The organism is Lishizhenia sp. (assembly GCF_057456495.1).
The window spans coordinates 1-19,272 of the sequence record NZ_JBVCPV010000036.1; the positions used below are offsets into that span (position 1 = coordinate 1).

General features: G+C 37.2%; 17 protein-coding genes. 7 read left to right on the forward strand and 10 right to left on the reverse strand.

Annotated features, from left to right (window positions below; genetic code table 11):
• The 4 genes from AC22ZQ_RS04205 to crcB form a co-directional block, all read left to right on the forward strand.
• Positions 1–517, forward strand: a 517-nt coding sequence (locus AC22ZQ_RS04205; protein ID WP_318957435.1) for an adenylate kinase, incomplete at its 5' end; no start/stop codon positions are given.
• Between the two features lie 9 nt (positions 518–526).
• A complete protein-coding gene (gene obgE, locus AC22ZQ_RS04210) occupies positions 527–1,516 on the forward strand; it encodes a GTPase ObgE (RefSeq protein WP_318957436.1) in 990 nt (329 codons plus the stop codon).
• Positions 1,513–2,103, forward strand: a complete 591-nt coding sequence (locus AC22ZQ_RS04215; protein WP_318957438.1) for a phosphatase PAP2 family protein — start codon at positions 1,513–1,515, stop codon at positions 2,101–2,103. Before obgE ends, AC22ZQ_RS04215 begins: the two co-directional genes overlap by 4 nt.
• Before the next feature lie 32 nt (positions 2,104–2,135).
• The gene (gene crcB / locus AC22ZQ_RS04220) at positions 2,136–2,504 is read left to right on the forward strand and encodes a fluoride efflux transporter CrcB (RefSeq protein ID WP_318957439.1); all 369 of its coding nucleotides are present in this window, start codon (positions 2,136–2,138) and stop codon (positions 2,502–2,504) included.
• Here crcB and AC22ZQ_RS04225 read toward each other — a convergent pair.
• From AC22ZQ_RS04225 to AC22ZQ_RS04265, 9 genes are all read right to left on the reverse strand, one after another.
• Positions 2,488–3,810, reverse strand: a complete 1,323-nt coding sequence (locus AC22ZQ_RS04225) for a 1-acyl-sn-glycerol-3-phosphate acyltransferase (RefSeq protein ID WP_318957440.1) — start codon at positions 3,808–3,810, stop codon at positions 2,488–2,490. The genes crcB and AC22ZQ_RS04225 overlap by 17 nt on opposite strands.
• 69 nt (positions 3,811–3,879) lie before the next feature.
• Positions 3,880–4,563 carry an LOG family protein gene (locus AC22ZQ_RS04230; protein WP_318957441.1) on the reverse strand — a complete coding sequence of 228 codons (684 nt, stop codon included), beginning with the start codon at positions 4,561–4,563 and terminating at the stop codon, positions 3,880–3,882.
• A 3-nt stretch (positions 4,564–4,566) separates the two neighbouring features.
• Complete coding sequence (uvrA, locus tag AC22ZQ_RS04235) at positions 4,567–7,389, reverse strand: excinuclease ABC subunit UvrA (protein ID WP_318957442.1); 2,823 nt, start codon at positions 7,387–7,389, stop codon at positions 4,567–4,569.
• A complete protein-coding gene (locus tag AC22ZQ_RS04240; protein WP_318957443.1) occupies positions 7,379–8,305 on the reverse strand; it encodes a lytic transglycosylase domain-containing protein in 927 nt (308 codons plus the stop codon). The genes uvrA and AC22ZQ_RS04240 overlap by 11 nt, the downstream gene beginning before the upstream one ends.
• A gap of 32 nt (positions 8,306–8,337) precedes the next feature.
• Positions 8,338–9,417, reverse strand: coding sequence for an MraY family glycosyltransferase (locus tag AC22ZQ_RS04245; RefSeq protein WP_318957444.1), 1,080 nt, complete (start codon positions 9,415–9,417; stop codon positions 8,338–8,340).
• Between the two features lie 10 nt (positions 9,418–9,427).
• The gene (rfbC, locus tag AC22ZQ_RS04250) at positions 9,428–9,973 is read right to left on the reverse strand and encodes a dTDP-4-dehydrorhamnose 3,5-epimerase (protein ID WP_318957445.1); all 546 of its coding nucleotides are present in this window, start codon (positions 9,971–9,973) and stop codon (positions 9,428–9,430) included.
• Positions 9,970–12,321 (reverse strand): exopolysaccharide transport family protein, encoded by a 2,352-nt coding sequence (locus AC22ZQ_RS04255; RefSeq protein ID WP_318957446.1) that lies wholly within the window; start codon positions 12,319–12,321, stop codon positions 9,970–9,972. Before AC22ZQ_RS04255 ends, rfbC begins: the two co-directional genes overlap by 4 nt.
• A 7-nt stretch (positions 12,322–12,328) precedes the next feature.
• Positions 12,329–13,072, reverse strand: a complete 744-nt coding sequence (locus AC22ZQ_RS04260) for a polysaccharide biosynthesis/export family protein (protein ID WP_318957447.1) — start codon at positions 13,070–13,072, stop codon at positions 12,329–12,331.
• Positions 13,069–14,241 (reverse strand): glycosyltransferase, encoded by a 1,173-nt coding sequence (locus tag AC22ZQ_RS04265; RefSeq protein ID WP_318957448.1) that lies wholly within the window; start codon positions 14,239–14,241, stop codon positions 13,069–13,071. Before AC22ZQ_RS04265 ends, AC22ZQ_RS04260 begins: the two co-directional genes overlap by 4 nt.
• 103 nt (positions 14,242–14,344) lie before the next feature.
• Here AC22ZQ_RS04265 and dacB point away from each other — a divergent pair, with 103 nt between their 5' ends.
• Positions 14,345–15,799 carry a D-alanyl-D-alanine carboxypeptidase/D-alanyl-D-alanine endopeptidase gene (dacB, locus tag AC22ZQ_RS04270; protein ID WP_318957449.1) on the forward strand — a complete coding sequence of 485 codons (1,455 nt, stop codon included), beginning with the start codon at positions 14,345–14,347 and terminating at the stop codon, positions 15,797–15,799.
• Positions 15,800–15,944: 145 nt separating this feature from the next.
• Here the strand turns inward: dacB and AC22ZQ_RS04275 are convergent, their stop codons facing one another.
• The gene (locus AC22ZQ_RS04275) at positions 15,945–16,913 is read right to left on the reverse strand and encodes a D-alanine--D-alanine ligase family protein (RefSeq protein WP_318957450.1); all 969 of its coding nucleotides are present in this window, start codon (positions 16,911–16,913) and stop codon (positions 15,945–15,947) included.
• A 156-nt stretch (positions 16,914–17,069) separates the two neighbouring features.
• Between AC22ZQ_RS04275 and AC22ZQ_RS04280 the strand changes: the two genes are divergently transcribed.
• Together AC22ZQ_RS04280 and AC22ZQ_RS04285 are read left to right on the forward strand one after the other, a co-directional pair.
• Positions 17,070–17,906: a PASTA domain-containing protein gene (locus AC22ZQ_RS04280; RefSeq protein ID WP_318957451.1), complete on the forward strand. Its 837-nt coding sequence runs from the start codon at positions 17,070–17,072 to the stop codon at positions 17,904–17,906.
• A gap of 5 nt (positions 17,907–17,911) precedes the next feature.
• The coding region (locus tag AC22ZQ_RS04285) for a hypothetical protein (RefSeq protein ID WP_318957452.1) at positions 17,912–19,272 on the forward strand (1,361 nt) is incomplete at its 3' end.

Genomic DNA, 19,272 nt, shown 5'->3' on the forward strand with positions numbered 1-19,272 from the left:
AAGGTTGATTACTAAATACGATTTAGTACACTTATCAACAGGAGATATTTTTAGAGCCAACATTGGTGGCGGAACTGAGCTTGGAGTTTTGGCAAAGAGTTACATCGATAAAGGACAATTGGTTCCTGATGCGGTAACGATTGATATGTTAAAGTCTGAAGTGAAAAAATACCCAGAAGCAAAAGGGTTTATTTTTGACGGTTTCCCGAGAACTAATGCGCAAGCAACAGCTTTAGACGAGTTCTTAGCTTCTATGGATATGTCTATTTCTGCAATGTTAGCATTAGAGGTTCCAGAAGAGGAGTTGAAAACGCGTTTGGCAAAACGTGCTGAAGTATCTGGTAGAGCAGATGATGCTGATCCAGCTATTATTCAAAACAGAATTAACGTGTACAGAAAAGAAACTGAACCGGTAAAAGAATTCTATCAAAAGCAAGATAAATTTATTGCAATTGACGGATTGGGTTCTATGGATGAGATTTCTGAGCGTTTATACACAGCAATAGATAAATTGTAAAAACACAACATGGCGGGTACTAGTTTTGTAGATTATGTAAAGATTCATTGTAAGTCTGGTAACGGCGGGGCTGGGTCTACCCACATGCGTAGAGAGAAGTACATCCCTAAAGGTGGACCAGATGGTGGAGACGGTGGTCGAGGTGGACACATCATTGTGCGTGGAAACAAGCAAATGTGGACTTTACTACACCTGAAATACCAGAAACACCATAAGGCTGGACATGGAGGACATGGCTCTGGTCAGCTGAAGACGGGTGCACAAGGAGAGGATGTTTACATCGAAGTGCCTATAGGTACAATAATTCGTGATGCTGAAACCAAAGAAATCATGTTTGAGATTTCTGAGGACGGTCAAGAAGAAATTGTAATGCCTGGAGGTAGAGGTGGTTTGGGTAACGATAACTTTAAGTCGTCTACCAACCAAACGCCAAGATACGCTCAACCGGGAGAGCCTTTTCAGGAAGGTTGGCTCATTTTAGAGTTGAAAGTATTGGCAGATGTAGGTTTAGTAGGTTTCCCTAATGCAGGAAAAAGTACTTTACTTTCTGTAGTCTCTGCAGCTAAACCAGAAATTGCAGATTATCCATTTACTACACTTAAACCTAATTTAGGTATGGTGTCGTACAGAGATAATCAATCTTTTGTGATGGCAGATATTCCTGGAATTATAGAGGGAGCGCACGAAGGAAAAGGTTTAGGTTTACGTTTTTTAAGACACATTGAACGTAACTCATTGTTATTGTTTATGGTTCCTGCGGACAGCGATGATATCCATAAAGAATACAAAGTTTTATTGAATGAATTAAAGTTGTATAACCCAGAATTGTTAGACAAGGAAAGGTTATTGGCCATTACCAAGTCGGATATGATAGACGACGAGTTGAAGGCTGAAATGGAGCAGGATTTACCGAATATTCCTCACCTCTTTATTTCATCAGTAGCTCAAATGAATATTTTAGAGTTGAAGGATTTGATCTGGAAACATTTGAATAAATGATAGCGTATTTAGAAGAATTAGACAGGAATATTGTTGTAGCAATTAATGGACTCCACAACCCCGTTTTGGATGAGATTATGTGGTACACTAGCAAGATTCCTGTTTGGTTCCCGCTATACCTTTTACTTTTTATACTGGTGTATAAGAAGTACAAACTCAAAAACTTTTTAATCTTTCTCGGTACTTTTGCATTACTCATCTTGTTTTGTGATCAAATATCGAGTACGCTCTTTAAGCCTTTAGTGGGTAGATGGAGACCCTCCCATAATCTTTTGTTAACCGACCAACTGCATTTCTATGAAATGAGACCGGGCGAGTTTTACAGAGGGGGAAGGTTTAGCTTTATCTCAGGACATGCAACCAATTCCTTTGGAATAGCAATGTTGAGCGGTTTGGTCCTTAAGCCTTATTTCAAGAACATAATGTTGTGGTTGTTGCTTTGGGCAACTTTCGTTTCTTTTTCCCGAATCTATCTTGGTGTACATTACCTTTCAGATATTGCGGCAGGCGCAGTGGTAGGTTGCGGAGTAGCTTATCTTTTATACCGTTTCTTTTTTCAGCGCTGTATCAAGCCATTGGAGAAGTAATAGCGTTCTGAAATAAATCTTATTTTAGTGCTATGAATTGGCTAGCAATATTTATAGGAGGAGGATTGGGGAGTGTCTCAAGATTTGGAATCAGTTATTTTTTCAAAACCGTACAATGGCAAAAGAATTTTCCATTGGCGACCATTCTTACCAATATTTTAGCGTGTCTCATTTTGGCTGTTACAGTGTATCTATTTAAAGATAAAATTAACGAACAGCCTTGGCTTTACTCTTTAATTGGAATAGGTTTTTGTGGAGGATTCTCCACGTTTTCTACGTTCAGTCTAGAGAGTGTTCAACTGTTTCAAGACAAGCTTTATTTCTATGCTTTTATGAACATAGCTGCTTCGGTAATCATATGTTTTGCCCTTATGCTATTTATCGCTAAGCAACAGGGATAAGCGCTTCAATTTTCTCCTTAATATCTTTTCTCATTTTAACCAAGGTAGAAACATCTTGCTTAGCCAGCTTAGATTTTATTTTGAAGTCTTTAAGACGCTGTATGGCTCTGTAGGCAATTAAGCCCGACATCATAGGAACTAAAAAGAAGTACGCCCAAGCAAGTGGAGTGTTCTTTATGATCAAGGCGTTCAAGAGCATTACTATACCAACGTTGTATAATCCCATTAATATGTGACCTACCATCATTTTTACAGAACTCCAAAACACTTTTCTTTTCATGGTTTTCTCCACGAATTTTTTAGTAATGATGTATGGAATAAATCCGTGGATAAGTCCAAGTATTGTTACCGGTAGACTCAAAATGAAGAACATCAAATCTTTGTAACGAGTTGTTTCTTCATTTACTAAATTGAACATGTATTTTTCGTCTAACTTGCTTCTTTTCAATAAAGCGAAGTACCTGTCTGTATCTTTCTTAAGTCCTATTAATTCTTCGTCTTTCTCTAGATCTTGTTTATTGAGCCAATTGGCCAATTGTTGCGAGTATTTCCAACGTTCGACCAAGGTGTATTTCTTGTCGAAATTGTCTGGGTTCATTCCCTTACGGGTTAAACGCATTACGTTTTCATGGAAAGGTGCCCAATCCTTTTTATCAACATGTGTTAACTGTGAACGTAAATCTTTTTCTATTTGTTGAGTAAGATGCGTGATTACGCGATTAGGATTTTCTTCATATTCCTTTTGGTAATCGTTTAAACAAATTGGATTTCCGTTAGAAATTAATGTTCCACTCCCAAATTTATTAGGTTCGGTATAATTAACGCCAACTGTTTGTATGTATATGTTTTTAGACCAATTGATTTTTTCTAATGCTCCAAAACCTATACGTGCAGCTCCTTTTTTCAAAGGTTTTAATCTACGAATAAACACATCGTCAGTAAACCCTTCTCCGAAGATGAGTAAACTTCTTCCGTGTTTTAAAATTCTATTACATTTTTCAAAAACTTCCTCGTTCTTCTTTTTGGTGTCTTCTCCGTCGTGAGCTCTGTAAATAGGCAGCATGTGTGCGGCCCAAAGAATAGGCTTCATAATGGGTTTAAACACATCAGCTCTTGTCATAAAAAACACAATGGGCTTTTGGTTAGAAGCAACCACCAAAGGGTCCATAAAAGATGCTGCGTGATTACTCACGAATATTGTTCTCGCAAATCTTTTTGTAGGTTCGTTTATTTTCCTAGTTCTTGGGTAGTATACCCATAAAGAAAATTTTAACGTAAACTTTAGTGCTAAATATGCTAGTCTCATTCTAAGAGTTTTGTACCAAAGCGCAAAAGTAAAATTTATTTCTAAAACTTACCCAAGCCCTTATGTATACTAGAAGTTTGGCGTGAAAGAATTGATTTTAAAGAAGTCATCCACGAAGTCAATAGCAGATTTTGCATCGTCTACAACAGTAAAGAGTTCTAAATCTTTCTCGTTAATGTTGTTTTCTTTTTCTAGCATTGTTTTTTTGATCCAATCTATTAAGCCAGACCAATAATCACTTCCTACTAACACAAAAGGACGTTTGTTAATCTTTTTGGTTTGCATCAATGTCAAAGCTTCAAATAGCTCATCCAAGGTTCCAAAACCACCTGGAAGAATAATAAATCCTTGTGAATATTTTACAAAGATTACTTTTCTCACGAAGAAGTAATCAAACTGAAGATTGTGTTGTGGATCTATAAAGGGGTTGCAATTTTGCTCAAAGGGAAGATCGATGTTTAATCCTACTGACTGTCCTCCTCCTTCTTGAGCACCTTTGTTTCCAGCTTCCATAATTCCGGGACCACCTCCAGTAATGATTCCGTATCCTTTTTGAGAAAGCTGTTGCGCAATTTCAGTACCTATTTTATAGTATTTGTCATGATCTTTTGTACGTGCAGATCCGAAGATAGAAATACACGGACCAATTTTGGCCATTTTTTCGTAGCCTTCAACAAACTCAGACATGATTTTAAAAATCGCCCAACTATCGTTTGTTTTTATTTCGTTCCAGTCCTTTTTTACTTTGTTCATACATTAGAGTTTTAGTTCTTTCTTCAGGTATTTTCCTGTATGAGATTTTGACCTTTTAAGATTGGCCAAACCTTCGGGACTTCCTTGGAATAAAACATTTCCACCACCTTTTCCACCTTCTGGACCTATGTCTATAATGTGGTCTGCCACTTTAACGATATCTAAGTTGTGTTCGATAACAAGCACAGTGTTTCCCTCTTCAACTAAACGTTGTAATACTTCGAGTAACATTCTAATATCTTCAAAATGCAATCCTGTTGACGGTTCATCCAGGATGTAAAAGGTTTTTCCAGTTGATCGTTTAGAGAGTTCTGTTGATAATTTAATACGCTGAGCTTCTCCTCCTGATACAGTGGTAGAGGGTTGTCCAAGTTTGATATACCCTAATCCTACTGATTCTAATGTACTCAGAATTCTGTGAATTTTTGGTATGTTTTCAAAAAACTTAGAAGCCGCTCCAATGTTCATGTCTAAAACATCTGAAATGGATTTTCCTTTGTACCTGATTTCCAGTGTTTCTCTATTATAACGTTTCCCATTGCACGTTTCGCATTCAACATGAACATCTGGTAAGAAATTCATCTCAATCACCTTTACTCCGGCACCTTTACAGGTCTCACATCTACCTCCTTTAACATTGAAACTAAACCTTCCAGGCTTATACCCTCTAATTTGGGCTTCAGGCATTGAGGCGTAAAGTGAACGTATTTCCGTAAATACATTGGTGTATGTTGCAGGGTTAGAACGAGGTGTTCTTCCTATCGGACTTTGATCTATTTCTATAACTTTATCAATGTGCTCCAAGCCTTCAACCTTTTTGTAAGGCATAGGCTTTTTAACACCGTTATAGATGTGTGCATTTAGTATAGGGTAGAGCGTCTGGTTGATTAAGGTAGATTTACCACTTCCAGATACTCCCGTAACACAGGTGAAAGTACCTAGTGGTACAGCAATATCTACATTTTTAAGGTTGTGACCACTGGCTCCAAGTAAGCTTAAGTAGTTGCCATTTCCTTTTCTTCTTTCTGTAGGGAGTTCAATTTCTTTATCACCCAATAAATACGAAGTAGTATGAGAATTTACCTCTTTGATGTTAGAGAATTTATCCGCATTAACAATGGCTCCACCATTTACACCTGCTCCAGGACCTATGTCTACTACAAAGTCAGCAGCTTCTATCATTTCTCTATCGTGTTCTACCACAATAACTGAATTTCCTGTATCTCTTAATTTCTTAAGTGAATCAATCAGACGTGTATTGTCTCTTTGATGAAGTCCAATGGAAGGTTCATCCAATACGTACAATACATTCATCAGTTCAGATCCAATTTGTGTGGCCAAACGAATACGCTGTGCTTCACCACCAGATAAAGACTTCGCAGAACGGTGTAGGGTTAGGTAATCTAACCCAACTTCTAAAATGAAATTGATTCTATCTCTAATTTCTTTGATGACTTCCTTACCAATTTTTAATTGATCTTCATTGAGCTTTTTTTCAATACCTTCGAAGAAATCGTGTAGTTCTTGTATGTCGAACATGGCTAGATCACCAATGTTCTTATCTAATATTTTAAAATAATGTGCTTCTTTTTTGATACGTGTTCCATGACAAGTGGGACAAGGGATTTTATTTAAAAAACTCTCTGCCCATCTTTTTACAGCGGCTCCTTTAGCCATTTCTGCATGACGGTTAACAATGTTGACCACTCCTTCGAAATCTGGAAGGTCTCTACCTCTAGCATCCTTTAAACCGCTAGCTCCGTACAAAATTTTATCTATGAGTTCTTCTGGGAAATCACTCAGAGGTTTTTTTAATGTAAATCCATTTTGCTCAACAAATTCTTCCAGCAAGCTAAACATCCAGTTGTTTTTGTATTCACCGAGAGGGGCAAGTGCACCTTTGGCAATACTCAAATCTCTATTCGGGATGATTTTATTTTCATCCACTTCTGAAATTTCACCTAAACCACTACATTTTGGGCAGGCTCCATAAGGAGAGTTGAAAGAAAATAAATTGGGTTCTGGTTCTGGATAACTTATGCCTGAAGTAGGACACATCAAAGCACGTGAAAAGTGACGAACATTTTTAGCGTCATCCTTTTTCATCACCATCATGGATTTATCACCATATTTCATGGCGGTTTGTATGCTTTTGGCTAAACGGGTTCTGTATTTTTCCTCCACAGATAAACGGTCAATCACAATTTCTATATCATGAATCTTATACCTGTCGAGTTTCATACCTTTTTCAATGTCACGCAACTCCCCGTCAACACGAACCTTGGTAAAACCAAGTTTTGCAATTTGTTCAAAAAGTTCGCGGTAATGTCCTTTTCTACCTTTGATTTTAGGAGCGAGAAGGGCAATTTTTTCACCTTTAAAGTCGCGGAGAATAAGATCTGTAATTTGATCGTCAGAGTATTTAACCATGGCCTCACCACTTACGTAAGAGTAGGCAGTTCCAACACGGGCAAAGAGAAGTCGTAAGAAATCATAAATTTCAGTGATTGTTCCTACGGTTGAACGCGGACTTTTTGAAACCGTTTTTTGCTCTATGGAAATCACAGGACTTAAGCCTTCAATTTTATCTACATTCGGTCTTTCTAACCCTGATAAAAATTGACGAGCATAAGAAGAGAATGTTTCCAAGTAACGGCGTTGACCTTCAGCAAAGATGGTGTCGAATGCCAAAGAAGATTTTCCACTCCCACTTAAACCTGTAAATACCACTAATTCGTTGCGGGGTATTTTTAGATCTACATTCTTTAAATTGTGTTCTTTAGCACCGTAAATTTCTATAAACTCTCTCTGATCTTTACTCTCCATTATCTTCTCGGTATGCGTTTAAATTAGCCCCTTTTGCAGGTAACAAAATTACATAGGATTTACCGGGTTCAATCCTTAATTGGTTCGAAATTAACCACGGATTGAGTTTTTTGAGAATTTTTTTATTGAAACCTTCGTTTTTAGCCCAAAGCGACAAATCTGAAAGGGAAGAATCTACAATTTTTTGAATGGTTTTATAAGGAGAGTAGTACGTATTTATTTTAAAGTTATAGTTGGAGGGATGTTCTATAATTTCTTTCAATGCCATGATTCTGAATACATAGCGCGATGTTTCTGTGTTCAAATTGAGGTCGAAAAAGTTATCGGCGTATTGTCCTTCGAGATTTTTTGATATTCCATTTACACCTCTATTATATGCCGCCGCTGCAAGTATCCAACTTCCCAATTTTTCTTTTGCATCTTTAAGATAGGCACAAGCTGCACGTGTACTTTTTACAACATGTTTTCTTTCGTCAATGTCTTTATTAATGATTAGGCCGTAATCTTTGGCTGTACCTTCCATAAATTGCCAAAATCCAAGTGCTCCAACATAGCTTCTTGCTTGTGTTAATCCACTTTCAGCAACTGCTAAGTATTTAAAGTCATCAGGGAGTCCTTCCTCTTTAAGAATTTTCTCAATAACTGGAAACCAGCGTTTACTTCTTTTCAAGATAAAGAAGGTACTAGAGTGATAATAAGCATTTGTGATTATTTCACGTTCATATCTTTCTCGTATATCTATATCCTTTAATAGAACTTTGGTGTCTAAAAATTCGATGTAATCGGGGATGATAAAATCACTAAAAGATGATTCTACGTTGTTGTGAACGATAGTTTCTTCTTTTTGTATAGTGGGTGAATTATTGCATGCCCATAATAAAGTGCCTAAAAGGATGAATATGATGAATTTTGCCATAGATGTAAAATAACAAAATTATCCAAGTCCTTCTATTTTTTGGGAGCTTTATAGCGCAGTGTATTGCCGTAAAGTCTGTAAAATACACCTATAAAATAGATCAATCCAATTCCCCAGCTTATGTAAATATCTACCTCGATTAATAGGATAAGTAATATACTTAAAATGGTGGAGCATAGCGTGAGCATGAGAAAGTTTAGCCAAACTTGAAAATCAGATTTTCCTTTGTAAACCATGTGGTGTGTAGTATGGTCTTTCCCTCCAACCATTGGGGATTTTCCGGCCATAATCCTGTTAATAGAAACAGTTAAAGTATCTACGATTGCAGGGGTAAAGGCTACAAGGGTAATCACAATGGCTTTCCACGCTTCTAAATCTAGAAAAGAAGTAGAATTCCACAATCCTTTAATGGAGAAGAAGCTAACGAATAAACCGATGAATTGCGAACCTGTATCTCCCATAAACATTTTGGAAGGGTGAATATTATACTTTAAGAATCCGATGAGACCTCCCACTTGAGTAACCAAAATAATGGTCCAGAAATTGGTGTTAATGTCAAGCGTGATAAAGCTAATTAACAAGCAGCTTATCAATATACCTATAACTACAGTTGCTGTAATGCCGTCCATATTGTCGAGCATATTGAGGCTGTTCATTATACCAACAACCCATATTATTGTGAAGGTAGCATTGAATAAATGTGAGGATGATATGTTTATGACTGTATCAAAGAGCACTAAAATTACTCCACACAGAATCTGCATAGAGAGTTTCAACCAAGGTCTGGTGTTGTAGGCATCGTCAGCCATCCCCATAAAAAAGGCTACTACAGCCCCGGCAAGTAATCCTAAAAATTCAAGATTTCTAAAGATATTTCCGTCAGCATAAAATATGGCAAAGGCAATAATTGAGAACATAAATACGACAAAGAAGCTAATACCTCCTAGAGAAGGTTTCGATTCGTTACTCCATCGAATAATGACATCATTTTTATTGCGGATTCCCAGTGTTTGAGCAAAGTGTAATATTAGTCCATTTGTCATAATAGACACTGCAATTCCCAAAAAGAAAAAAATGAGAATCTGTATGATTTTAACCGTAAGTATAGACATGTACTACCAGTTAAAACGGTGATGTAAAAGATGCAAAAGATCCAGCATCTTTATCTTTATCAGAAATTACCGGAGCAATATCACCCCATTCTATTCCTAAATCCTGATCAAACCAAGCAAGAGATCCTTCACTTTCAGGATGGTAGAAGTCTGTACATTTGTAACTGAAAAGCGTATTGTCTTCTAGCGTTAAAAATCCATGTGCAAAGCCTGGTGGAATGTAAAATTGAGTTTTGTTTTCTCCCGTTAGAACAATACTCTGGTGTTTTCCATAAGTGGGAGAATCTTTTCGTATATCAACGGCAACATCTAAAACGGCACCGGAAATAACACGCACTAATTTACCTTGTGCATGAGGTGGCTTTTGAAAGTGTAAACCACGTAATACTCCTTTAGCAGAAAGGGATTCGTTGTCTTGCACAAAGTTTACTTTATGTCCTGTTTCAGCTTCAAATTTTTCACTTTGAAAACTTTCCATGAAGTATCCTCTGTGATCACCAAAAACCTTAGGTTCTATAATCCAAAGTCCTTCTAAGTCGCCTTTTATAAATTTCATTTTTTAAATCGTCTATTTTTCTTTTTATCAACTGTGTAGCCATATCCGTAACCGTAGCCATATCCATACTTTGAGTTACGTTTTTCTACACCATTTAAGAGGAGGTTAATAGATTTGATTTTTTGAATTTCTTTCAATTCCAAAACGCGTTTAATAAACTGACGTTTGGAATAATTCGCCTTAAAGATATAAATAGGAATGTCAGCATCATGTAAAATCTGAACGCCGTCAGAAACGATACCGACAGGAGGGTTGTCTATGAGGACATAATCGTACTTTGTTTTAAGCTCTTCAATCAGCTCTGTGAGGTGTTTGCTTAAAATAAGTTCTGAAGGGTTGGGAGGAATACTACCAGCGGTTATAACATCAAGGTTGGGAATAACATCTTTGTTGATGCATTCTTCTAAGGTGCTGTTCTGACTTAAATAATCGGATATACCTTGTTTGTTCTCCAGATCTACCCCCAAATGAACTTTAGGCTTTCTAAGGTCTAAATCTAGAATAACGACGCGTTTTCCAGACATCGCTAGAATAGCACTTAAATTCAATGCAATAAAGGTTTTTCCTTCACCGGATATGGATGAGGAAATGGCAATAGTCTGTGCTTCTGGGTTTACAAACTTCAAATTACTTCGAATCGCTCTAAAAGCTTCCGACAAGAAAGATTTTGGATTATTGTGAACTACCAGTTGAGAATAAGAAGAGTTTGAATTTTCGAAAGGAATAGACCCTAAAATATTCATTTGATTTTGTGCGAGCTTCTCTAAATCTGCCAAGTTGTTAAGTTCATCGTAACTCACGTATTTGAAAAACAAGAAAAGAAGAGCGAGTAGAAAACCTAAAATAAAGTAGGTGTAATAGATTTGAAATCTATTGGGTTCAACGGGGGTTGTATTAAGCGGTGCTTTGGACAGTACTTTGTTATTTGAAGTATACCCTGCATTTGAAATTGCGTAGGCAACCTTTTTCTCGTTTAATGAAGTGTAGTATTTTTCATTGAGATCTTGCTTATTTTTTAATCTACTCAACTCCATTTTTTTATCGGGAATAGAGAAGAATTGTAGGCGGGCAGTTTTTACTTCATTTTTTAAGAATTCAATGCGTTCAGCCGTTTTCTTTTCAAGGGCATCGATTATTTTATTGGTGATTTCTATATCCGCTGCAATCTTTTTGTCGAGTTGCGTAACAGTTCTGCTTTCTTCAGTTACGGTGTACAACAAGTTTTCTCTTTTCTCAAGTTTAGCAAAAAGGTTTTCAATCTGTTCCTTTAATACGTTTTGATAACTTTTTTCTATAAGTACCGGAAGTAATTTGTAGACCTCTGTACTGCGCGGAGAATTGTTGATTTCTTTTTTTATTCGCTTTAAGTCGGTATGTTCTATTTTTAACTTTTCTAATTCATTCTCTAGGCTAGTTACCTTCGAAGATAGATTACTTTCAATATTGTCTAAATCAGATAGGTTTTCGCGACGTTGAAATTCGGTTAAGGCATTTCTCGAAAGTATGAGTTCCTTATTGAGTGAATCTAATTGATCATTGATGAACTTTAAGATTTTTTCGCTACTCTCTTGCTGGAGATGATCATCATAATCAAAGAAACTTTCGCCCACTGCGTTACAAATATCTTGCGATAGATGAGCGTTGTTACTGCGGTAAGAGATTAGTATACTTTTAGCTTGAATGTCTAAGGGGGAAATAGAGAGGTTTCCATGAAGTCGACCCATCAAGCTTTGTGTATTGTTGAACACAAAGTAGAGTTCATTATCGTTAATGTCTCGGTTTAAAACCTCTTCATTGTCTGACTGAATAAAGATGTGGAAGAGTTCATTTTTAAAGGCCTGATTAAGGTAAACCTCCTCAATTCTTTGTTTGCCTTTGTACTCGTATTTTATTTTAAATCTGTTGTCAGCATCTTTGAATATGTATATGGGTACGTTGTAAAGGCTTTCATCTACCAGGTTAATTAATTGTACCTGAAATTGTGATTGGGTATAACGTTCTTCGGTTAAAAATTCTCCCTTGGCGAAATGACTCACTTCTAAATCAAGTCGCTTTAAAGCTTCCTCAAATAAAAATTGGGAACGCAATAATTCAATTTCTTTAGAAATGTTCCCGTCGTTATTTACATTTTTAAGGTCTAATACATTCGCTCCCTGATCTTCATTGTCTATTTGAATAACCATTTGAGACTGGTACACCGGTTTGGTATACCTCAAGTAGAGAAAGGAAAGCGCTCCAAAAAAGGCAATAATCAGAAAAGCAAACAAGAAGTTTTTTTTCAAGACATTACGGATGATGTCAAGATCAAAATCTGTGTTTACAAAAAATCGATTTTTAGAAATGTTCATGGAGTGTTTACAATTTCGAAAAGATAGTAATTATGGCAAGAGATGAAGTAATTATTCCAATTAAAGGAGTAACTTCTCGTAAAACTCCACGTGTTATTTCTTTCGTAGGCGCTATGTAGATATAATCATTGGCCTGTATTACCATATCTGTATAAGCCAATCCATCTATGGTGCTTAAATCAATTTCATATACTTCTCTGTGGTCTTCAACTGCTCTAAGAATTTTGATTGATTTTGCTTTTCCCCTTTCGGCAATTCCTCCTGCCATAGCTAGGACTTCCATTAAAGTAGTGTTTTCATTGATGAGGTTCACAACTTTGGCTTCACCACCGTTACCTGGGAACACAATAACGCGTTTGTTGAGTACTTTAACCTGTACAAAAGGGTTCTGGTGCGTAAATGAAAAATAGTATTCCAACGTGTCTTCACAAGCTTCAATTGTTAAGCCTGCAAGGTGCACATCACCAATAACAGGAAGTTCTGCTTTTCCGTCTGGACGTATGGTGTAATCTAAAGATTTTGTACTTAGCTGGGTTTGACCTGTGTTTTCTACAATTTGTTCTCCATCCTGCGGATAAAGTTCGAAACTGAACCTGTCGTTAACACTCATTCTATAACTCTCCTCAGGAGTCATAGGGATACTATCTTTTACCACAATATCTGAATTGTCAATATTTTTGAACATCAAATTACTGTTGATGTTACACGAAGTAAAAGCTATGATAAGGAAGAGATAAAAAAGGTGTTTCATTTTTCTAAAAGTTGTTTATATAACTTTTCCATGTCTGCTACCAATCTCTTGTAGTGAAATTTTTCGCAAACATGCGGGTACCCGTTGGTTCCCATTTTAATTCGTAATTCATCGTCTTCTATGAGTAAACGCAATTTTTCAGTGTAGGTTTCAAGATTTCCTTTTTCAACTATAAATCCAGTCTCTCCATCTATTACAATATCTCGCACACCACCAACATCAGTACTAATTACCGGAAGGTTGGTTGCTTGCGCCTCTATTAAACTTACAGGTGTTCCTTCGTTTTTCGAGCTTAAGCAAATTAGGTCCATTCCTGCATTAAATTCAGCAATATTTTTTACCCAGGAAGTCATAATGATTTCAGTCCCATATTTACTATTTAGATATTGTACTCTTGCATCAATGTTATGGAACTCGCTTCCATCGCCTACAATAAAGACTTTAAACTTTTTGGCAGTGCTTTGTGTTAATTTTTCAATGGCGTCTAAGAAAAAATCATGGTCTTTTATTGGAGCAAGTCTACCTACAATTGCAATTGCAACTTCGTCATTAGAAACCCGGTATTGTTTACGAATTCTCTCCCTGTTAGAAGTTAAGTTTTCTTGAAATTTACCTAAATCAAACCCCAAAGGAATAACACTTGTTTTTGAAGCTTTGCAAATTTTATGTACTTGCGTTAGCTCTTGTTTTTGGAGGGGACTTATTGCGATAATCTGTGTAGATTTTTTTGCCAAATTGCGTTCAATATTCTTGAAAAGTAACGTTTTTAATCTTCCAAAATAAGAGTGAAAAACGTGACCATGAAACGTGTGAACGATTACCGGGACTTTGCAGGCATGTGCTGCCTTTCTGCCCAGAGCACCTGCTTTCGAGGCGTGGGTGTGTACAATGTCTGGTTTAAAATCTTCGATAATTTTCTTGATTTCTTGGTAAGCCGCCCTATCTGTCTTGTAGTTTGGGTTGCGCTGCAAAGAAGAAATAACTTGAGGTTGCACACCGTATTGTTCTAAAATGTGCAAGGAGTCTTTTTCTCCTTCATCAGGAACACCTCCAATTAATTTAGTTTCGAATTCATCAGAAAGAAACGCAGTTAAAAAAGTAGCATTAAAGGTTGGACCTCCAATGTTGAACCGGTTGATAATTCTGAGTATTTTTATCTTCTTTGTCAAGTAATCTCGATTTCCTGTAAATATAGGAGTCCTAAATTAAGTAAATCTAATATTTAGACAAACTTCACGGAAAATCGACGTGTAGAGTAAGAAGATAGATAATATGAAGAAGATAGTAGCATTAGTGATTGGATTAGGCTTTATGTCAGCCGGTTTGGGACAATTAAATGTTTTGCAGCAGCATTTAAAAAGTTTACTAGCTAAACCGGATATGGAAAATGCCACGCTTGGATTTGTAGTGAAAGATTTGAGTACGGATGAGGTGGTTATTGCACACAATGAAAAAGCAACCATGGCAACGGCGTCAACTGCAAAACTGTTTACAACGGCAACCAACCTATTGCGTTTTCCAAGTGATTATGCATTAACCACAAAAGTTTATTTCACAGGTTTTGTGCAAGACAGTATTTTGAAGGGAGATTTGGTGGTGAAAGGGTGTGGTGACCCTAGTCTAGGAAGTAAATACTTTTTTGAAGGGGAAGAAAAATATGCCTTTTTAAAGCAGTGGAGTGCTGCGGTACAGGCTAAAGGGATTAAGCGCATTACGGGAAGTGTTATTGCAGATGGAAGTGCTTATGCTCAAGAAGGGATACCTAAAGATTGGACGTGGAATGATATGGGGAATTATTATGGTGCAGGTCCGGCAGGGTGTACGGTGTTTGATAATTTGATGGAGCTGCACTTTAAATCGGGAGGTATAGGTAGTTTAACCAGTATTACTAAAGTAGAGCCGCAAATGCCAAATGTAGCTTTTGAGAATTTTGTGGTGGCAGCAAGGTCGAATACTGATAATGCTTATGTGTACGGAGCGCCGCGTCAAACGAATAGGTATGTTCGTGGTGAAATACCATACAACCGAAGTGATTTTGTAGTAAAAGCCTCTGTGCCGGATCCAGAATATTTATTGGCCTACAGTTTTAAAAATGAATTAGAAGAAGGAGGAGTTGTAGTAGAAGGTGCTGCAGAAGCTGTGCATAGCTCTCGTGCTGATTTAGAAGAAATCTACCCTGTTGATGACAGGATAGTGACTGCTTTTAAAGGAAAGTCCTTGTTGGAGATAGCAGTATTAACCAACCATAAAAGTATTAACCTGTACGCGGAACAATTGTTAACGTGGTTGGGGAAAGATGATCAAGGAAATACGAGTATTGAATCAGGTCTATCTACTTTGAATAATTTCTGGAAGGATAAGTTAAGTGGAGGATTCGAAATGACAGATGGGAGTGGGTTATCGAGAACCAACAGGATATCTGCTCAACATTTCGTAGAGATGCTTACGTATATGCATCAATCGAAGAAGATGGAAGATTTTGAGACTACTTTGCCGATAGCCGGTGTAAGTGGTACGTTAAAATATGTGTGTAACGGAGAGGCTGGTCAAGGTAGGATTAAGGCGAAAAGTGGTTCTTTGAGTGGTGTAAAATCTTATGCGGGTTACGTTTACGGTAAGTCTGGAAAGAAGTATGCTTTTGCCGTTGTGGCCCAGAATTTTAACACAAGTTCTAGAACGATGGTTGTAAGGTTTGAGCAGCTATTCAATGCTATAGCTAATATGTAAATCTACCCGCGATAGTACTGGTAGCTCCCCAAAATAGAGTTTTAGTAAGCCACGAGCTACCTTTACGACCAGCGGAAGTGATGGTAGCTTTTTTGCGATTTAAACTATTTTTTGGGGACTATAGGGGATAGCGCGAAAAGGGAGCCTACTTTTCTAAAATGAATTTGTAAATATTTGTCCAGAAATCTGAAATTTTAGTCCCCTCTGCGGCTAACATTTGAGGCACTATGGAAGCTTTACTAAAGCCTGGAGTGGTATTTACTTCGATAATGTATGGCGTACCATTTACCAACATGAAATCTACACGAGCTACAGATGATAGTTGCAAGAGTTGATAGGCTTTTACTGTCTCTTTTTGAATAGCGGCTGTAGATGCTTGATCCAAATTGGCAGGAGTGATTTCTTGCGATTTTCCTTCGTATTTTGCTGTAAAATCGAAAAAATCTGTGTCTGAAATGATCTCTGTTACTGGAAGTGGGTGAATACCGTTTTCATCTTCGTAAACTCCACAAGTAAATTCTCTTCCGTCTAAAAAGCTTTCTATTACTACGGTTTGACCCTCTTGAAAAGCAGCGTCAATAGCGGGGGTGAGATCTTTCTGGGTTTTCACTTTTGAAATACCATAGCTAGATCCGCTATCGCAAGGTTTAACAAATAAGGGAAGTCCTAACTCTTGTACAATATTCTCTACATTGTAGGATGTATTCTTTTGGAGCACGTGACTCTTGGCAACATTGCACCCTAATCCTTTTAAGAATTGATTACAAAACCACTTGTCAAACGAAAGTTCGCTGGCTAAAGCATTGGAATTTACATAAGGAATCCCCTTCATGTCTAATAGGGCTTGTATCTTTCCGTTTTCTCCAGGGTTTCCGTGTATGTATATATGTGCTGCGTCGAGTTGAATGTTCTCTCCTTCGTGCTTAAATTGAAAGTTCTCCAGGTCAAATGGAATGCGTATATCATCAAGGATGACAGTCCATGCCTCTTGTTTAACTTCAATTAAATAAAGTTGGTAGTTGTTGGCGCTATTGTTAAATATAGTGTGCGCACTGTTCTTCGAAATTTCAAATTCTGATGAGTAACCACCGTAGAGAAGTCCAACCTTTTTCATAATACATATTTGAAACAAAAATAAAGTTTAATCTAGGGGAGTGTAAAGTCAAATATGTAAAAGTTATGAGCAAATAATTGTTCTTAACAAAGAATAGACTTTTGGGGCTATCTTTTGGAAGAGTATATTTCTATATTTGTTGCAAACTAATCGGAAATGAGTTTAATAGGGAAGACCTTCAATCTTTTAACATCTAAAGCTTTCTGGATCAATATCCTTATCATTATTTTGGCATGGGTAGCCATTATTTGGGGAGCATTATCGTATTTTGAATCTACCACCAAACACGGGGAGAAAGTTGAAGTGCCTACACTTGTGAGTGATGGTCGCGAGTATGTTGTTAACATTAGAGATGTAGAAACCTTATTAAATGGAACTGGGTTAGAGTATGAAGTACTAGACTCAGTGTATAAACCCGGTTTAGTAGATGGTACGGTGATTTATCAAGATCCTTTACCAACAGTGAAATCAGGGCAATATGTGAAGTCGGGCCGTAAAATTAAGCTCCGTGTTTCTAAACGCACCCGAAATGTGAAAATGCCAAAACTTATTGATAAGTCGCAACGTTTTGCAGAGGCATTAATTACAACGGTTGGTTTGCGTTCTAAGACTACCTATGTAGCATCTGAAACGCCTGGATCTGTATTAGATGTGAAGTATAGAGGGAAGTCCATCAAAGATGGAGCGCAATTACCTATTAATTCTGTAGTAGAGTTAGTTGTGGGTAGAAATGCCAATGGCGAATTATTACCCGTTCCTAATTTATACGGTTTAACAATAAAAGAGGCGCAAACGCGTTTAAATGCGAGTGTTGGATTGAATTTATATGTGTCTTGTCCGGAATGTATTACCGCTGCGGATAGTGCAAAGGCCATTATCAATGCTCAAACACCAGTTGCGGGAGAAGGGTCTATGGTGCCGAGTGGGGCAACTGTAACGGCTTTTGCCACGTTGAATTTTATAGATAACCGTCAGGAAACAATCGTAGAATAGAAATTATGAGAAGAATAGCTTTTGCTATATCCATCCTTATATCAGGAATTACTGCTTTTGCACAAGAAAGTGTAGCTCCTTTGGTGAGTAATCCTTATCTCCAAAGAGAAGTTGTAGCAGTAGAACAAAAGAGTTTAGAAAATTCATTTGACAGTACATTCATTTATCAATCAGATACGGTAGAACTGCCATTCTTTGATGATTTTTCACGTAATAATTTTCAGGTTTATCCAACCAACTATTCGGGTGTTGGGGTAACCAGTGAATTGTATTACTCTATGTTGGCCGAAGGAAGTACAACTCCTTTACCTGCAGGAACAAAGTTAACTGCAAGCAAGACTTTTAAAGTGAATGTGAACGTAGATAACAATACGAGTGATACGGTATATTACGATAGTACCGTTTTTGAATTTAGTGAGCTAGAGGTATATCCTGTAAATTATATACAGAACTTTGCTTACCCTAATTATTACGTGTTTGATACAATTGTTAATGGAAACTTGACCTCAGATACTGTGTTTGTAGTAGATGCAGAGTTTCAACAATTTGAAGCGCGTATTTTCTTTTCGCAATTGAATGATTCAACGAAGTTATGGTTGGATGATTATGCTTACCACAACTACAGAATGGCAATTAATCCAATTAGTTTAGGGGTGGTAACCTTCGATGGATTAAACGAAAGAGGATATCCCTACAATTTTAATTCTAACAATAATGCATTGTGTGATTATTTGACCTCGAAGCCCATTAATATGGGGGCTTTTTCTGCGAGTGATTCTGTATACTTTAGTTTTTTATATCAAACAGAAGGTCTTGGAGACCCAACGGAATCAGATGATTCTTTGATTGTTGAATTTTACTCGCCTGTAGATCAAATATGGGAGAGGGTGTGGAGTACACAAGGTGGACAAGGTTCTAATTTCAATGCGGGCCATATTGGTATTACCGAAGCCAAGTATTTAGCAGATGGATTTCAATTCCGTTTTGTAAATTATGGATTGCCTTCAGGTGCTTTGGATCAGTTTCATGTGGATTATGTGACGCTTAGAGAATTGTCTACATATGATGATACCTTATTCGAAGATTTTGCATTTACATATCCTTTAAACACTTTGTTGAAAGATTACACACAAGTGCCATGGGATCACTACAGAAATAATCCGAATGGAAAGATGAGTGATGCTTTACAAATTGCCTTGCGCAACAATCAGTCTGTGGCAGCTAATAACTCAGCAGGTGGTAGTTTGAGTGTGTACTACAATGGTGGGTTTGAAGGTAGCTTTAATTTTACAGGAGCAGATTTATCGAATCCAGATTTGGATTATGCACCAAGAACACATTATTTCTCAGAAGTAGATTTAAGCGG

What these genes read in the sequence shown, in the direction of transcription:
- uvrA (WP_318957442.1), bottom strand. Translation starts at nt 7,389, where the DNA reads ATGGAGAGTAAAGATCAGAGAGAGTTTATAGAAATTTACGGTGCTAAA.
- AC22ZQ_RS04260 (WP_318957447.1), bottom strand. Translation starts at nt 13,072, where the DNA reads ATGAAACACCTTTTTTATCTCTTCCTTATCATAGCTTTTACTTCGTGT.
- AC22ZQ_RS04275 (WP_318957450.1), bottom strand. Translation starts at nt 16,913, where the DNA reads ATGAAAAAGGTTGGACTTCTCTACGGTGGTTACTCATCAGAATTTGAA.
- AC22ZQ_RS04230 (WP_318957441.1), bottom strand. Translation starts at nt 4,563, where the DNA reads ATGAACAAAGTAAAAAAGGACTGGAACGAAATAAAAACAAACGATAGT.
- dacB (WP_318957449.1), top strand. Translation starts at nt 14,345, where the DNA reads ATGAAGAAGATAGTAGCATTAGTGATTGGATTAGGCTTTATGTCAGCC.
- AC22ZQ_RS04280 (WP_318957451.1), top strand. Translation starts at nt 17,070, where the DNA reads ATGAGTTTAATAGGGAAGACCTTCAATCTTTTAACATCTAAAGCTTTC.
- AC22ZQ_RS04240 (WP_318957443.1), bottom strand. Translation starts at nt 8,305, where the DNA reads ATGGCAAAATTCATCATATTCATCCTTTTAGGCACTTTATTATGGGCA.
- AC22ZQ_RS04245 (WP_318957444.1), bottom strand. Translation starts at nt 9,417, where the DNA reads ATGTCTATACTTACGGTTAAAATCATACAGATTCTCATTTTTTTCTTT.
- obgE (WP_318957436.1), top strand. Translation starts at nt 527, where the DNA reads ATGGCGGGTACTAGTTTTGTAGATTATGTAAAGATTCATTGTAAGTCT.
- rfbC (WP_318957445.1), bottom strand. Translation starts at nt 9,973, where the DNA reads ATGAAATTTATAAAAGGCGACTTAGAAGGACTTTGGATTATAGAACCT.
- AC22ZQ_RS04255 (WP_318957446.1), bottom strand. Translation starts at nt 12,321, where the DNA reads ATGAACATTTCTAAAAATCGATTTTTTGTAAACACAGATTTTGATCTT.
- AC22ZQ_RS04225 (WP_318957440.1), bottom strand. Translation starts at nt 3,810, where the DNA reads ATGAGACTAGCATATTTAGCACTAAAGTTTACGTTAAAATTTTCTTTA.
- crcB (WP_318957439.1), top strand. Translation starts at nt 2,136, where the DNA reads ATGAATTGGCTAGCAATATTTATAGGAGGAGGATTGGGGAGTGTCTCA.
- AC22ZQ_RS04215 (WP_318957438.1), top strand. Translation starts at nt 1,513, where the DNA reads ATGATAGCGTATTTAGAAGAATTAGACAGGAATATTGTTGTAGCAATT.